At 70.7% G+C, this 15,180-nt stretch carries 14 protein-coding genes; 3 read left to right on the top strand and 11 right to left on the bottom strand.

Translation table 11 applies throughout. The features are described 5' to 3' along the window. Positions 1–30 precede the first annotated feature (30 nt). The 5 genes from OJ962_RS16785 to OJ962_RS16765 form a co-directional block, all read right to left on the bottom strand. A complete protein-coding gene (locus OJ962_RS16785; protein ID WP_202956696.1) occupies positions 31–777 on the bottom strand; it encodes a C40 family peptidase in 747 nt (248 codons plus the stop codon). 65 nt (positions 778–842) lie between these two features. After that, on the bottom strand, positions 843–1,910 hold the full coding sequence (locus OJ962_RS16780) for a trans-sulfuration enzyme family protein (RefSeq protein ID WP_202956695.1): 1,068 nt from the start codon (positions 1,908–1,910) through the stop codon (positions 843–845). Beyond that, positions 1,907–3,292 (bottom strand): cystathionine beta-synthase, encoded by a 1,386-nt coding sequence (locus OJ962_RS16775; RefSeq protein WP_202956694.1) that lies wholly within the window; start codon positions 3,290–3,292, stop codon positions 1,907–1,909. The genes OJ962_RS16780 and OJ962_RS16775 overlap by 4 nt, the downstream gene beginning before the upstream one ends. A gap of 8 nt (positions 3,293–3,300) precedes the next feature. Next, complete coding sequence (locus OJ962_RS16770) at positions 3,301–3,720, bottom strand: helix-turn-helix domain-containing protein (protein ID WP_202956693.1); 420 nt, start codon at positions 3,718–3,720, stop codon at positions 3,301–3,303. Positions 3,721–3,765: 45 nt separating this feature from the next. Next, positions 3,766–5,037 carry an RNA polymerase sigma factor gene (locus OJ962_RS16765; protein ID WP_202956692.1) on the bottom strand — a complete coding sequence of 424 codons (1,272 nt, stop codon included), beginning with the start codon at positions 5,035–5,037 and terminating at the stop codon, positions 3,766–3,768. A 123-nt stretch (positions 5,038–5,160) separates the two neighbouring features. On the opposite strand from OJ962_RS16765, the gene OJ962_RS16760 reads away from it, so the two are divergent. After that, on the top strand, positions 5,161–5,796 hold the full coding sequence (locus OJ962_RS16760) for an O-methyltransferase (protein ID WP_202956691.1): 636 nt from the start codon (positions 5,161–5,163) through the stop codon (positions 5,794–5,796). Here the strand turns inward: OJ962_RS16760 and OJ962_RS16755 are convergent. Continuing rightward, positions 5,768–7,267: a long-chain-fatty-acid--CoA ligase gene (locus OJ962_RS16755; RefSeq protein ID WP_202956690.1), complete on the bottom strand. Its 1,500-nt coding sequence runs from the start codon at positions 7,265–7,267 to the stop codon at positions 5,768–5,770. The genes OJ962_RS16760 and OJ962_RS16755 overlap by 29 nt on opposite strands. 44 nt (positions 7,268–7,311) lie before the next feature. Between OJ962_RS16755 and OJ962_RS16750 the strand changes: the two genes are divergently transcribed. Together OJ962_RS16750 and OJ962_RS16745 are read left to right on the top strand one after the other, a co-directional pair. After that, positions 7,312–8,253, top strand: coding sequence for a LacI family DNA-binding transcriptional regulator (locus tag OJ962_RS16750; RefSeq protein WP_202956689.1), 942 nt, complete (start codon positions 7,312–7,314; stop codon positions 8,251–8,253). Between the two features lie 83 nt (positions 8,254–8,336). After that, positions 8,337–9,101: an SDR family NAD(P)-dependent oxidoreductase gene (locus OJ962_RS16745; RefSeq protein WP_202956688.1), complete on the top strand. Its 765-nt coding sequence runs from the start codon at positions 8,337–8,339 to the stop codon at positions 9,099–9,101. 3 nt (positions 9,102–9,104) lie between these two features. On the opposite strand, the gene OJ962_RS16740 is transcribed toward OJ962_RS16745, so the two are convergent. The 5 genes from OJ962_RS16740 to OJ962_RS16720 form a co-directional block, all read right to left on the bottom strand. Continuing rightward, the gene (locus OJ962_RS16740) at positions 9,105–10,196 is read right to left on the bottom strand and encodes a nucleoside phosphorylase-I family protein (protein WP_202956687.1); all 1,092 of its coding nucleotides are present in this window, start codon (positions 10,194–10,196) and stop codon (positions 9,105–9,107) included. Beyond that, a complete protein-coding gene (locus OJ962_RS16735) occupies positions 10,193–11,923 on the bottom strand; it encodes a hypothetical protein (protein WP_202956686.1) in 1,731 nt (576 codons plus the stop codon). Before OJ962_RS16735 ends, OJ962_RS16740 begins: the two co-directional genes overlap by 4 nt. A gap of 3 nt (positions 11,924–11,926) precedes the next feature. After that, positions 11,927–13,081: a hypothetical protein gene (locus OJ962_RS16730; protein WP_202956685.1), complete on the bottom strand. Its 1,155-nt coding sequence runs from the start codon at positions 13,079–13,081 to the stop codon at positions 11,927–11,929. Positions 13,082–13,320: 239 nt separating this feature from the next. After that, positions 13,321–14,079: an ABC transporter permease gene (locus tag OJ962_RS16725; RefSeq protein ID WP_202956684.1), complete on the bottom strand. Its 759-nt coding sequence runs from the start codon at positions 14,077–14,079 to the stop codon at positions 13,321–13,323. Continuing rightward, positions 14,076–15,059, bottom strand: a complete 984-nt coding sequence (locus OJ962_RS16720) for an ATP-binding cassette domain-containing protein (protein WP_202956683.1) — start codon at positions 15,057–15,059, stop codon at positions 14,076–14,078. Before OJ962_RS16720 ends, OJ962_RS16725 begins: the two co-directional genes overlap by 4 nt. Between the last annotated feature and the right edge of the window lie 121 nt (positions 15,060–15,180).

The raw sequence follows: 15,180 nt of genomic DNA, 5'->3' as shown, positions 1-15,180 counted from the left end.
GCGAGCGGGGCGGCAGCCCCTCCCGGTGGCTTACAACCCGGGCGGATGCCGCGCCACGAAGCCTTCCGTGGAGCGCATCTCGTTGATCCAGCGCGAACCCGTGACGCGCTGGGCGGAGGTGTCGAAGCGGATGCCCGCCACCTCGAGGAAGACGTGGCCCGCGTTGGTCCAGATCGTGACCCACTTGCCGCGCCCCGGCTCGCCCCAGGACATCAGGGGACCGGAGGCGAGCGGCCCGTCGAGCAGCCCGGCGGCCGCGAGCACGAACGAGACCGAGCCCGAGCAGTCGTAGCCGGTGTCCTGCCATTTGCCGTGCCCGCCGCCCCACTTGTAGGGCGTGCGCGCGATGCCGTTGCCGGCCTCGATCATCTTCTTGATCGCCTCGGGCGCCTCGAGCGGGGGCAGCGCGACGCCGCCACCGATCGCGACCGCCTTGTCGACCGCGACCGTCCCCGGGCTCTTGCCGCGCGGGGCGGAGGAGGCTTCCGTCGTGGGCTTGGCGTCACCGGCGCCGGTCAGCCCGGCGTCCGCGGTGCCCGCCGCCGGCGTGGCGCTCTGGACGCCCGCGACCGGCGCGACGGCCTTCGCCCGCGACCCCTCGGGGAGCGGCGGGAGCGAGACCTGTGGCTCGGGCGTCGCGGCAGCGATCATCGGCGAGGACGCCGGCGCCGCCGTGCGCGCCACCGCGGGCTCTTCTCCGGCCGCGCCGAGCGCGAGGTACCCGCCACCGAGCGTGACGAGGCCGGCGGCCGTGGCCGCGAGGGCGATCCGGAGCATCAGACTAGGATGCCGACGATCGCGTCGGGAAGACGTTAAGAAACCCACCGCTGGTCACATCGGCGCTAGGCGCCGATGGCTTGAGCGAGATCCTCGACGAGATCCTCGGGCGCCTCGACGCCGCACGAGAGCCGCACGAGGTCGGGCGGCACGGCCGCCGCGGACCCTTCCACGGACCCGTGCGTCATCGCCTGCGGGACTTCGATCAGCGACTCCACGCCGCCGAGCGACTCGGCCAGCGAAAACACCTTCGTCCGCCCGACCAGCGCCACGGCGTCCGGGTGGCGGAACGAGACCATGCCGCTGAACCCGGGCCAGCAGACGTCGCTCACGCCGTCGACACCCTCCAGCCACTGCGAGACCACACGCGCGTTCTCGGTGTGCGCCGCCATCCGCAGGTGCAGCGTCCGCAGCCCGCGGTGCACGAGGAAGCAGTCCAGCGGCCCGGGGACCGCGCCGACCGAGTTCTGCACGAACCGCACGGCCGCGTGGCGCTCTTCGTCGCTCACGACGACCGCGCCCGACACCGAGTCCGAGTGCCCGCCGAGGTACTTGGTCGCCGAGTGCACGACCGCGTCCGCCCCCAGCTCCAGCGGCCGCTGGTAGACGGGCGTCGCGAACGTGTTGTCGACCGCCACGAACGCGCCGCCGGCGCGCTCGATGATGCCCGCGACGTCGATCACCTTCAGCGTCGGGTTCGTCGGCGTCTCGATCCACACGAGCTTGGTCTCGGGCCGCATCGAGGCGTGGACCAGGTCGAGGTTGGTCTGGTCGACCATCGTGTACTCCAGGCCCCAGCGCTTGAGCACCTTGTCGACGAGCCGGTACGTCCCGCCATACAGATCGTCCGGGATCACGACGTGATCGCCCGCGTCGCACACCGCGGTGATGAGCGCGTGCTCGGCCGCCATGCCGGACGAGAAGCAGGAGCCGAACCCGCCCTCGAGCTCCCCGATCGCCCGCTCCAGCGCCGCGCGCGTGGGATTCGCGGAACGCGAGTAGTCGAAGTCCTCGACGAAGTCGCCGACCGCGCGCTGCACGTACGTCGACGCCTGGTGGATCGGCGGCACGACGCCGCCGTAGGTGGGCTCGGGCTCGAGCCCGGCGTGGACCGCCTTCGTCGCGAACCTCATGCGACCAGCGACTCGAGCAGGTCGGTGCGCGTGACGATCCCGACCGGGCGCCCGTGCTCGGAGACGATCAGCGCCTGCGTGTCGCCCGTCAGCAGCTCGACGGCCTCACGCACGGGATCGCTCGTGGACACGCCCGCGAACGGCGCCTCCATCACGCCCGAGATCTCCGCCGACATCACCGCAGGGTCACCCATCGCCGCCTTCAGCAGCCCGCGCTCGCCGACGCTGCCGACGGTCGTGTACGGATCGTCCGCCGACACCACCGGCAGCTGGGAGACGCGGTGCTCGTGCAGCAGCGTGATCGCGTCGCGGACGGTCTGGTGCGTCTGCACGACCACGAACGGCGGGATCTCCCCCGCGCGCGTCTTCATCTTCAGCACGTCGCCGACCGTCCGGTCCGCGCCGCGCTCGAGGAAGCCGTGCTGGGTCATCCACTCGTCGTTGAAGATCTTCGACAGGTAGCCGCGCCCGCCGTCGGGCAGGATCACGGCGACCATCGCGTTGGGATCGTCGATCGACGCGGCCACCTCGAGCGCCGCGTGCATCGCGAGCCCGCACGAGCCGCCGACCAGCAGGCCCTCGGTCTCGGCCAGCCGGCGCGTCGTCAGGAACGAGTCGCGGTCGGACACCGTCACGTAGCGGTCGACCAGCGACGGGTCGTACGTGGACGGCCAGAAGTCCTCGCCCACGCCCTCGACCAGGTACGGGTGTACCTCCTCGTTGGAGTAGATCGAGCCGACAGGATCAGCGCCGATGACCTCGATCTTCGGGTTCTGCTCCTTCAGGTAGCGCGCGGTGCCGGTGATCGTGCCGCCCGTGCCGACGCCGGCCACGAAGTGCGTGATCTTCCCGCCCGTCTGGCGCCACAGCTCCGGCCCGGTGCTCAGGTAGTGCGCCTCCGGGTTGGCCGCGTTCGCGTACTGGTTGGGCTGGAACCCGCCGGGGATCTCACGCGTCAGGCGCTCGGCCACGCGGTAGTAGGACTGCGGCGAGGACGGGTCCACGTCGGTCGGGCAGACGACGACCTCGGCGCCATAGGCGCGCAGCAGGTCGATCTTCTCGCGCGACATCTTGTCCGGCATGACCGCGATCACGCGGTAGCCCTTCAGACGAGCGGCGACCGCGAGGCCCGCGCCGGTGTTGCCGGAGGTCGGCTCGATGATCGTGCCGCCCGGCCGCAGCCGGCCGTCGCGCTCGGCGGCCTCGATCATCGCGACCGCGACGCGGTCCTTGATGGAGCCGCCGGGGTTGAAGTACTCGACCTTCGCCACGACCTGTGGCGCACAGCCCTGCGCGATCCGGCTCAGGCGCACGAGCGGCGTCTCGCCGACCGTGTCGAGGATGGAGTCCTTGATCTCGGGTGTCGTCGCCGTGCGCGTCATGCTGCCGACTATAGGCCCGGCTGGGGTTCGGCCGGCGTTGCGGGCTTGTAACCGGTCTGGCCGCCGGGCAGCTCCGCCTTCTCCAGCCGGCCCTGCTCGACCAGCTTGGCGAGCGTGTTGTAGGTCACCGCGCGCGAGATGTTCGTGACGTCGGCGATCTCCGTCGCGCTCGCGCCCGGACGCTCGTCCACCGCCTTGAGGATCGCTTCGCGGTTGGCGCCACGCGGTGCCCGCTTGGCCGCCGCCTTGCGCGCGGGCGCGCGCTTGGCCGCCACGGGACGGGGCGAGCTCGCGAACGGCGGCTGCTCCAGCGCCGCCTGGATCTGCTCACGCTCACGCAGCAGCGGCTCGTGCTCCGCCAGCTGGCGCTCGATGTCGTTCAACCGCTGTTCCAGGTCGCGTCGCAGACCGGCGATCACGTCGCTCACAAGGCTCCTTCCGCCAAAGACCGCGGGCAGCCTAGCGAGCCTCGTTCAGCCGCCTTCGAAGCCGAACTCGCCGCTGCTCTTCGAGGCGCCGCCGCCGCTGGACGGGCGTGACGGCGCGGAGCCGCTGGCACCGCCCGCGCTCGCGGCGCTCGCGACCGGCGCCGTGGCGGTCGCCGCGGGCGCCGGCGCCGCAGGGCTGCCCTCGAAGCCGAACTCCTGGCGCTTGCGCTTGGCGATCACGACCGGCTTGCGCTTGCGCTCGGGCGCGGCCGCCTTGCGCTTCGGCTTGGCGGGCGGCGGCGGCGGGGTCGGCGTGGCGAGCGCGGCGTACTTGCGCGCCGGCACCTCGGGCACGACCTTCACCGGCTTGGTCTTGACCGGCTCGCGCTTGTCGCCCTCGGGCTTGTCGCGCTTGGGCGCGGGGGTCGCCGTCGCGGCCGGCTTGTCGACCGTGGCGATGATCGCCGGAGCCGGCAGCGCACCGGTCATCACGCAGGCCGCCCCGGCGCCCGCGCCGGTCAGGCACAGGCCGACGATGCTCGCCGCGGTGCCGAAGCGCCCGCCGCCCGAGGACGAGAGCTGCACCACCTCGGGCCGCGTGAGCAGGCGCGTGATCCAGCCGAACGGCGCCAGTAGCGCGAGCCGGCGCGTGCGCGAGAAGCGCATCTGCCGCACGGTCGCGCGGCACGCCGCGCAGTGGCGCAGGTGCGGGCGGATCGAGACCATCTGCACGCTGGTGGCCTGCCCGCGCGCGAGCGCGTCCAGCGTGTCCTCGTAGGCCGCGCACGCCTCGCCGGACTCGATCTCGCTGAAGACGTTCAGGAACCGCTTGCGGCCCTCGGCGATGCTCCGGTTGACCTTCGTGTAGGACCACCCGAAGCGCGTGCCGATCTCGTCGTAGGACAGCCCTTCGGCCTTGAGCAGCAGCGCCCGCGCCTCGTCGGGCTTGAGGGCCTTGAGCGCCTCGACCGAGCGCCCGACCCGCTCACCGCCCGCGACCGCGTCGGAGACCTCGCGCAGCCCGGACTCGCTCGCGTCGAAGTCCGTGTCGGTCGCGTCCACGGACGCCGCCCGCGCCTTGCGGATCGCCATCGCCTCGTGCTTGACCACGACGCGCATCCACGCGCCCTCGGTCGCCACCTCGACGGTGTCCATCCGCCGCAGGTAGATCTCCAGCGCGCGCTGGTAGGCGTCGAGCGCGTCGTCGTGGCAGAGCGAGAACTGGTTGGCGACGCGCAGCAGCGCCGGCCCGTGCCGCCCCACCATCGTCTCCACGCGCGCGACCGGATCCGTCCCGCGTTCGCCCAGCGCTGCCACCGCTCAACCCATCCTGTCCGTTGCCCTCGCCGGTATTGAGGCGGATCGCGGCCGGTTTCGCCCCCTGCGAGCGGGCAATTCGTGCGCAAATTGCGCTGATTTCGTCCCTGCAAAGATGTCCCGATGCCCCGCGACCCAGAGTTGACCGCCTATCTGACGCGCTTCGCCGGCCAGGACGAGGTGCTTGCGCGCGTCGAGCGCGAGACGCGCCTGCTGCCCAACGCGGGCATGCTCTCGCGCCCGGACCAGGCCGCGCTGCTGACGATCCTCGCGCGCATGCTGGACGCCAAGACCGCCGTCGAGGTGGGCACGTTCACGGGCTACGGGGCGATCTGCATCGCGCGCGGGCTGGCCGACGGCGGCCGGCTCACCTGCTTCGAGGTGAGCGAGGAGTTCGCCGCGATCGCGCGCCGCAACCTCGAGGCGGCGGGGCTCACCGACCGGGTCGACATCACGCTCGGCCCGGCCGTGGAGAACCTCGCGCAGCTGCCGGACACGCCGCACATCGACCTCGCCTACGTCGACGCCGACAAGACCGGCTACCCCGCCTACTACGACGCGCTCGTCCCGCGCCTGCGCCCGGGCGGCGTCCTCGTGCTCGACAACACGCTGCTGGCCAACCGCGTGCTCGCCCCGGAGGACGAGCGCGCTAAGACGATGGCGGCGCTCAACGAGCGGATCGCGGCCGACGACCGGGTCGAGTCCGTCCTGCTCGGCCTGTCGGACGGGGTCACGCTGGCTCGCCGGAGGGAGCCTTGATCTCGCGCTTGAGGATCTTGCCCGTCGGCCCCTTCGGCAGCTCGTTCGAGAACCAGATCTTGCGCGGGTACTTGTAGGCGGCGACGCGCTCCTTGACGAACGCGCGCAGGTCGTCCTCGGAGGCCTCGCCCTTGAGGACGACCATCGCCGCGACCTCCTCGCCGAGCGACTCGTCCGGGACGCCGATCACGGCCACCTCGGACACGGCCGGATGCTCGTAGAGGATCTCCTCGATCTCGCGCGGGTAGACGTTGTACCCGCCGCGGATGATCATGTCCTTCTTGCGGTCGACGATGAAGAAGTAGCCGTCGGAGTCCTGCGTGGCCATGTCGCCGGAGTGGAACCAGCCGCCGCGCATGACCTCCTCGGTGGCCTCGTCGCGCTGCCAGTAGCCCTTCATCACGTTGTGGCCGCGGATCACGATCTCGCCCACGTCGCCCGGCGCCACGTCCTTGTCGTCCTCGTCGACGAGCTTCATCTCGACGCCCTCGATCGGCGTCCCGATCGAGCCGGGCTTGCGCTCGCGGTCGGGGTGGTTGAAGGACGCGACCGGCGACGTCTCGCTGAGCCCGTAGCCCTCGAGGATGATGCAGTCGAACGCCTGCTCGAACGCCTTCATGACCTCGACCGGCATCGCCGAGCCGCCGCTCACGCACACGCGCAGCGAGGACGTGTCCGCGGTCTCGCGCTCGGGAACATTGAGCATCGCGTGGTACATCGTCGGCACGCCCTCGAGGATCGTCACCCGGTCGCGGGCGATGATCTCGAGCGCCTTGACGGGCTCGAAGCGCGGGATCAGCGTCAGGCACGCGCCGTGCGCGACGGCGGCGTTCATCCCGCACGTCTGCCCGAAGGAGTGGAACAACGGCAGCGCACCGAGGACGACGTCGTCCTCGGTGACGTCGATCAGCGTCTTGGCCGTCACGCTGCAGTTGAGGATCAGGTTCTCGTGCGTGAGCTCAGCGCCCTTGGGGGTGCCGGTCGTCCCGCTCGTGTAGAGGATCACGGCCGTGTCCGAGCTCTCGCGCGGCTCGTCGCCCTCGGCCCGCGGGGCACCCATCACGAGCTGCTCGAACTCGCCCGGCTTGACGCTGACGACCTCGGCCCCGGCTTCTTCGGCGCCCACCGACGCGGCCTCGCCGAAGTCGTGCCAGGCGAACAGGTACTTCGCGCCGGAGTCCTTGAGGTAGAAGCCGACCTCGCGGCCCTTGAGCAGCACGTTCATCGGCACCACGACGCCGCCGGCGCGCAGAATGCCGTAGTAGACGACCGCGAAGTACGGGACGTTCGGAAGCATGATCCCGACGCGGTCGCCGGGCGCGACGCCCTTGTCCTTGAGCAGGCCGGCGATGCGCGTGGCGCCCTCATTGAGGACCGCGTAGTTGACGACGCTGTCGTCGAGCTTGAGCGCCGGGCGCTCGGCGTGCGCGCTCGCCGTCTCGGTCAACAGCTGGGCAAGGCTGGTCGGCATGGCCCGACCCTACTCTCATCGCCTTCTCGTAGGATCAGCCGTTCGTGGGGCGCCCGAACGTAACCAGTGCCGACGTGGCCGCCGCCGCCGGCGTGAGCCGCGCGACGGTCTCCTACGTCCTCAACGGCGTGGACGCGCGCGTGTCCGACCAGACGCGCGAGCGCGTGCTGGCGGCGGCGCGCGAGCTCGGCTACACGCCGAACGCGATGGCCTCGGCACTGCGCGCCGGCCGCACCTCCGTGGTCATCTTCGCGCTGCCGAACTGGCCGCTGGGCCCCGTGGTCGCAGAGCTGCTCACCGGGCTGGTCGGCGAGCTGGACCGGCTCGGCTACACGCCGCTCGTGCACTTCGTCCACGCCGGCGGGCCGGACGGGCTGCAGAAGGCGTGCGACCGCGTCCGCCCGGTCGGGCTGATCGCGCCCGGCACCGACCTGCCGCCGCTGGACCTGCTGCGCGCGAACGGCTGCCGCGGGATCGTCACGCTCGGCCAGCCGCCGGAGCCGGGCGTCCCGTCATTCTCGCTTGACCAGCGCAGCGTCGGCGCGGTCGCGATCGAGCACCTGGCCGAACGCGGGCACACGAACGTGCTGGCGGTCACGCCGCTCGGCAGCCAGCTGCAGCCCTTGGGCGAGCAGCGCCTCGCCGGCGCGCGCGCCGCGGCGGAGCGCCTCGGGGTGACGCTCACGGACGTGCCGGCCAACGGGCTCGCCCGCGGGCTGGCGCGCCGGCCGACCGCCGTGTACGCCTTCAACGACGAGATCGCGCTCGGGGCCCGGGACTCACTCCCGCCCGGCGTCGCGTTGATCGGCACCGACGACAGCCCGCCGGCCCGCCTCGCGCATCCGCGGCTGACCACGATCAAGCTCGGCACGCCCGAGGGCCACCGCGAGATGGTGCGAACGCTGCACGCGTTGATCGAGGGCCGCGAGGTCGACGCCACGCCGGTGGTCATCAAGCCGCGCGTCATTCAGGGAGAGACCACGTAGCATCGCCCAGGGGCGATGCACCGCGAGTTCGCCCCCGCGGTGCGCCGCCGCGTGGCGCCACGCGAACTCGCTAGCGTGCAGCCATGCCCAGCGTGCTCGACCGCTTCCGCCTGGACGGCAAGGTCGCCGTCATCACCGGCGCCTCCTCAGGGCTGGGCGCCGCGTTCGCCACCGGGCTCGCGGAGGCCGGCGCCGACATCGCGATCTGCGCGCGCCGCGCCGACCGACTGGAGGAGACCCGCGCCGCCGTCGAGCAGCTCGGCCGCCGCTGCCTCGCCGTCCCCGCCGACGTGTCCCGGCCCGAGGACTGCACGCGCGTGATCGAGGAGACCGTCGCCGCGTTCGGCAAGGTCGACGTGCTGGTCAACAACGCCGGCATCGGCACCGCGTACCCGGCCACACGCGAGACGCCCGAGCAGTTCCGCCAGGTGATCGACGTCAACCTCAACGGCTCCTACTGGATGGCCCAGGCCTGCGGACGCGTGATGCCGCCCGGCTCGAGCATCGTGAACATCGGCTCGGTGCTCGGCTCCACCACGGCCGGGCTCCCACAGGCCGCGTACGCGTCCAGCAAGGCGGCGATCATCGGCCTCACGCGCGACCTCGCCGTGCAGTGGACGGGCCGCAAGGGCATCCGCGTCAACGCGCTGGCGCCCGGGTTCTTCCCGAGCGAGATGACCGAGCAGTATCCGGACGGCTACCTCGAGGCCCAGCAGCAGCGGCTGCCGATGGGCCGGCCTGGCGAGGCCGAGGAGCTGACCGCCGCGCTCCTCTTCCTCGCCAGTGACGCCTCGTCCTACGTGACCGGGATCGTGCTCCCGGTCGACGGAGGCATGCTCGCCACCTGACGGCTACAGAACGGCGTCCTTTCGACGCTCGTAAGTCACCTGCAAGAAATGCCTGGCGCCGACGAGTGCGCAGACCGAGGCAAACATCTGCCAATTGTCGTCCTTGTCGACCTCGCCGAAATCACTGACGGCACGCACGACCATCCACTCCGGCGGGTTGTCTCCAGTCCACTCGCCGACGCTGCCGCTGCCGACGGCCTGCACGAGTCCCCACGACTCCATATCGCCCAGCTTGATCTTCCGATCGACGCCCTCGGCGGAGGCGAGCTTGCGTAGGGAGCCGTCGCGCAGGAGCTTCTCGGAGGCCACGACCGACGCGTCGGAGTCAAATCCCGGTTTGTGGGTTCGTTTGACGCCCGGAGGTAGCTGGTCGTCGTCGAGTTGTGTGAGCGCCTCCTGCAGTTGCTCGTAAAAGCCGGTTCTCCGGATTCGGTGCTCTCCGACGAGCGTGTAGAGCCGCTGAGGAAGTCGCCGCTCTTGGGCTTCTCGCCGGAACTCATCGGGAAGGCTGGCCCCTTTCTCGAGGTACCAGACTTTGCGGGGGAGCACGAGATCACCGAGCTTCACGCTGTCCAGCCGGCCGGCTGCGATGCCGGCGAGCAAGACCAACTCGGGCTCGTAGAGACGCAGCATCGAGCGCAAGGCCCCCTGCGCGGTGGTGTTGCCGGACTCGCCAATATTCGTCAGCACCAGATTGAGCCGACCGGCGCGATGGGTCTCGAGCGATGCCTCGTGGTACCTGCGGCCGTCTTCCCGCCGGCGGGCCCCCGGATGGTCGCGTCCGAGGTCAAACACGATCTCAGCCGCCTCCGCCTCGTTCGGAACAACAGTGACAAGAAGCACGTCGATGCGCTCGCGATCGGGAGCGGATGGCGTCGGAGGATGCATCAACGAGGCTCTCTGTCTTGGAGGTTTGTAGGACTCCGCGAGCGCGTGTTCGGCCCACACCCGCCCTGGCTCGTCGAGATCCTCGATCCAGGATGAGCAGTCGCGGCGAAGCATCTCCTGCTTGATCGCGTCGGGGTTCGCGAAGACGCGGCCCAGGAGCTCGAAGCAGGCGGCTCGTGCGATCTGTACCCGGCCGGGCCTGCTCATCCGGTGGGGCGCGGGTAGTAGAACGAGTACAGCGACCACGTTGGGCGCCCGGGAACATGTTCCCCGCCCGACCAGTCGACGAAGGGAACGTAGGCGTCGAGCGTCACGCCGAACGCGCCGAGCAGCGTGGTCAGTCCGCGCGCGGTTGCGCCCGACGCGTTGAACTCGTCCAGCGCAATCACCGCGAGCCGGTGCCCGGTGCCCGTCTCGCGGCCACCGAGGTCGGCGAGCTGACGCCGCCAGGCGGGGATCGTCTCGCTTGCGTCGCTCACGTCGTCGAGCGCGGACGCCAGCCCGTGTGCTCGCGCCGCGTCGGCAGCGACGGCATCGATGACATCGCGTTCGATCTCGACCGGCACCAGCTGGTTCTGGAAGCGAGAGGCGAGTCGCTTGACCAGATCGCGAACCGCCGGCTCGGCGGCGCAAACGACGACGAGGTCGTCCACCAGCCCGATGCCCTTCAGCAGCTCTTCGTACTTAAGCGCGATCCAATCACCGAACCGCTCGAAGACAGCCGAGAAGTCGGGGATATAGGGGTAGCGCGCGTGCTCCGGCGGGCCGTACCCTTCAGGACCCCAGGGAACGCGGTCGAGCATCCACCACATCGTCGCGGCATCGATGCCGGTTCCCGGATCGGTACGCGACGGATCTTCGAGTCGCGGAGCGGAAGCGAGACAGCGTGCACACGCGCTCCGCTGCACGTCTTCGTGCCCACGCACGGCCAGCACGTCGAGCTGGAGGTCGGGGTGCCTGAGACCGTACGCCGCAGGCGCGGCCATGACGGCGAGCGCGCGGGTTCGCACCGGGACGCCCCACGAGGGCAACGCACGCCGGAAGTCACCCAGAGTGTCGCCCGAGCGGACGTATTCGAACGCCAGCACGTTGCCAACGCCGGACGCAGTGTCCTCGAGCTCGTCGGGAGTAGCCGCGAACCCGGCGTCTCCGCCGCAGGCGGCGGCCGCGGCGACGACCGCGACGCGAAACTCCCGGGAGTACGGACCGCACACGATCATGCGGGTGCCCGCCGCCCCGGTCTGATCGATCCAATTGGACAAGCACTCGGTGAGCTCTCCGACTGCCCCGCGCATGTCCTGCCACGCCGGTGTGCAGCGCTCACCGTCTGCGGTGGCGAAGTGCCCGAGGCGCGTCACAACGCGTCGCTCAAACCGCTCGTTGGCGGTCCCGCTGGCCTGTCGGCGGCGCCCCGGCCAGTCGCGCATCAGCGGCGTGAACCCGCGCTTTCCGTGACCGAAGCTCCGCAGCGCGCCCTCGTCGTCCAGCACGACAACGCGGCCGGTCCCGTCCGCGGCGGTGTCGCGCTCGAGGAACTCCCACAGCAGCGACTCCGGCGGAAGCTTGCAAAGCAAGATCAGGATCGTGCGCGGCCCACCGGCCAGCATGCGTCCGACGCCATCGGCGAGACCCGCGAGCAGCGGCTCGTTAAGCAACTCGTACGGGGCGTCGCTGAGGTCGAGGATGATCGTGGCGTCGTCGGGCAGATCGGCCGGCGGTTCGACGAAGTGCTGCACCCGCGTGGGCTCCGTGCTGAGCTGCTTGACGCTCAGGTACGCGGAGTCCTGTCGGAACCACGGGTCGACGCCCAGCCCGTTCAACGAACGCGCGAGCCATCGGTGCTCCTTGCGACGGCTCTCCGAAACCGGCTGAGTAACCGCCTGGCCGAGGTGGACTACCACCGACCAGGCGACGACACGAACGCCGTCGGCCACCAGTCAGAGCCGAGCTGGCGTGAGGGGTAGCTCGACCGAAACCAGATTTCCGAACAGCGGCTCGTCGACGCGATCGATGTCCGCCCGGTACTGGAACGCTTTCTCGCCGGCGCTCAGCCGCAGCCAGAAGTCGCTAGTTCGCACGGATACCGTGCCGCCGAACGCGTTGATGGCGCTGCGATAGAGCGCGTGCAGCCCGAATCCGCGCCGCGATTCCCACGCGACTGGTTCCGGCCGGTCAACCTGTGGGAAGTCATCGCTCACGTGCTTGCGCGAGATCCCTGGAAGCAGGGCGGACAGCAACAGGTCGCCGCCCTGAGCACCGGCCGGCGGAACCCAGTTCGCCGGAATGTACGTCGCCGCAGGGGTCCAGCCGCGCGCGTCGACGATGAACTCGTCGGTGATGTCCGCGGCCCAGTCGTCGGCATCCGTTGCGCGCAGCTGGTCGACCGGGATCTTCGACAACGTGTCAACGACGCTGTCGCCATCGTCCCAGACCGCGATCACAAGCCGAAGCTCGCCAGCGGGCGACGAGTCGACCGACGTTCCGACCACCGCCATGGTGGCGTCCGGGTGCTGGATCACGTTGGCGAGCAACTCGTGCACCAACACGCGTGCCACGTCGCGGGCGATGTCCGCCGTGACAGGGCGCACCAGGCGGGCAACGAGCGGGTGTCGCCACCGTTCCCATTCGGATCGGATCATCCGCGTTAGAGCGCCGCGCTCGTATAGCCGGTAGGCGGTCAGCCCGAAGAAGGCGTCGCGTTCCAGCTCGTCGATGAACGCGGAGACACCGCTGGCCACCTTTGCCGCCGGACGCTCTGGTGCGGGTGTGCCGAACAGCGCGTGGTCGACCGGCGCCACCAACCGGCGCAGAGAACGGCCAGTGGCCAGCTCGCAGACCGACTGGAAGTTCCAACGCCGCAACTGGTCAAGGCCAGCCGGCTCCCGCGGCAGGCGCAGCTCCACCGGAAGCCCGTCGCGCCCGCGGTGTGCCGCGACCGAGATCGCCAGCAGCAGGCTGAAGACCGACTGCCCGGCCTCCGCACGCAGGTCCACCCCGGCGTTCACCTCGGCTGACTGCAAGGCCCGGTACCACTGCGATGTCCACTGCTCCGCGCGCAACGATCCGAAAGCGGTGTCGTTGGAGGCGGTCACGTGTCGAGAAAGGGCGATCTATGGAGGCTAAGCGCCAGGACGGACGGAGCCGCGCCGCGCGCGGTCCAGCGTCGATCTCCGCACTGTAGCCGGGTTTGCGCCACAGACGGAAATCCGCTCGGACTTTACGCCGATCGGGTGACCGCGCAAGTCGTCCTGTCCGCATGCAGGTTCCGAGAGTTCGAGTCCGCGCACGCTCGGCGGCAGCCGCCGGTACCCCGACGGCGCCGCCGATCTGCTCAGGCCGACGCGCTCATCCGGTACTTGCGCACCGCCAGCGGCGCGAAGACCGCGATCAGCACGAAGCACCAGACGACGCTCAGCCACAGGCTGTTGCCCATCTCCCCGCCCAGCCACAGTGCACGGATCGCGTCCACGACGACGCTGACCGGGTTCGCCTCGGCGACCTGCTCGAGGCCCGCCGGCATCGACGCCACCGGCACGAACGCGGACGAGATGAACGTGATCGGGAAGATCAGCGTGAAGCCGACGCCGTTCGCCGCCTCGGGCGAGGAGACGCTCATCCCGATCAGCGCGAAGATCCAGCTGAACGCGTAGCCGAACAGCAGCAGCAGGCCGAGGCCGGCGAGGATCTCGGGCACGCCCGCGTCGAAGCGGAAGCCGATCACCAGGCCCGTCGCGAGCAGGATCGCGACCGACAGCAGGTTGGTGGCGACGTCCGCCAGCGTGCGCCCCGCGAGCACCGACGCGCGCGCGGTGGGCAACGAGCGGAAGCGGTCGATCAGGCCCTTGGTCATGTCCTCGGCGAGCCCGAGCGCGGTCGCGAAGCCGCCGAAGCAGATCTGCTGGACGATCATGCCCGGGATCAGAAAATCGATGTAGTCGCCGTAGCCGGGCGTCTCGATCGCGCCGCCGAAGACGAACGCGAACAGCAGCACGAACATGATCGGCTGGACCGTGAAGGCCAGCAGCATGTCCGGGTTGCGCGGGAGCCGGACGAGCGCGCGCTCGGCGAGGGTGAGCGTGTCGTTGATCATGCCGCGACCTCCACGAGCTCCGGAACGTCCTGGTCTTCCACCGTCGCGTGGCCGGTCAGCGACAGGAACACGTCGTCGAGCGTCGGCCGCCGGACCGCGATGTCCTCGGCCCCGACGCCCGCCTGACTGAGCCTGCGCGCGGCCTCCATGATCGCGCCGGCCCGTTCGTCCACCTGCACGGACACGAGCGGCCCGTCCACCCGCACGGGCTCGTCGCTCATGCTCTCGAGCGCGGTCATGGCCGCGAACGCCGCGGCGCCGTGGGTGAGCGTGACCTCCACGCGCAGGCCGCCGACCCGGGCCTTGAGCTCGTCGGCCGTGCCCTCGGCGATCACGTGGCCGTGGTCGATGACCGCGATCCGGTCCGCGAGCCGGTCGGCCTCCTCGAGGTACTGGGTGGTGAGCAGCACCGTGGTGCCTTCGCCGACCAGCTCCTCGATCGCCGTCCACAGCTCGATCCGCGAGCGCGGGTCCAGGCCGGTGGTGGGCTCGTCGAGGAAGAGGACCGGCGGGCTGGCCACCAGCGCCGCCGCCAGGTCCAGCCGGCGCCGCATGCCGCCGCTGTAGGTCTTCGCCGGGCGCGAGCCGGCGTCGCTGAGCGAGAAGCGCTCGAGCAGCTCGGCCGCGCGCCGCTTGGCCACCGCGCGCTTGTTGCCGTACAGCCGGCCGACCATCGTCAGGTTCTCGATCCCGGTCAGGTTCTCGTCGACGGCCGCGTACTGGCCGGCGAGCCCGATCCGCGACCGCAGCCGCGGCGCGTCCTTGACCACGTCCAGGCCCGCGACGCGCGCCTGGCCGCCGTCGGGTTCCAGCAACGTCGTGAGGACGCGGACGGACGTGGTCTTCCCGGCCCCGTTCGGGCCGAGCACGCCCAGCACCGTGCCGGGCGCGGCCTCGAGATCGACACCGTCGAGGGCGCGGACGTCCCCGAACGACTTGACGAGGCCCTGAGCGCTGATCGCTGGCTCTTCGAATCGCATGATAGGGATCCTCCCGAGGGTCTAGGTCAGGATCTGTCCGCAACCTCAAGACTCGTGCCAGCCGTACCCTCGGCGGTGTTGCGGCCACGACTTGTCCGCAATTTTGGGCATCCTTGTCGGC

It is taken from the genome of Solirubrobacter deserti (assembly GCF_027587175.1).
Classification (GTDB): Bacteria; Actinomycetota; Thermoleophilia; order Solirubrobacterales; family Solirubrobacteraceae; genus Solirubrobacter; species Solirubrobacter deserti.
This window is presented reverse-complemented; position numbering and strand designations above follow the sequence as displayed.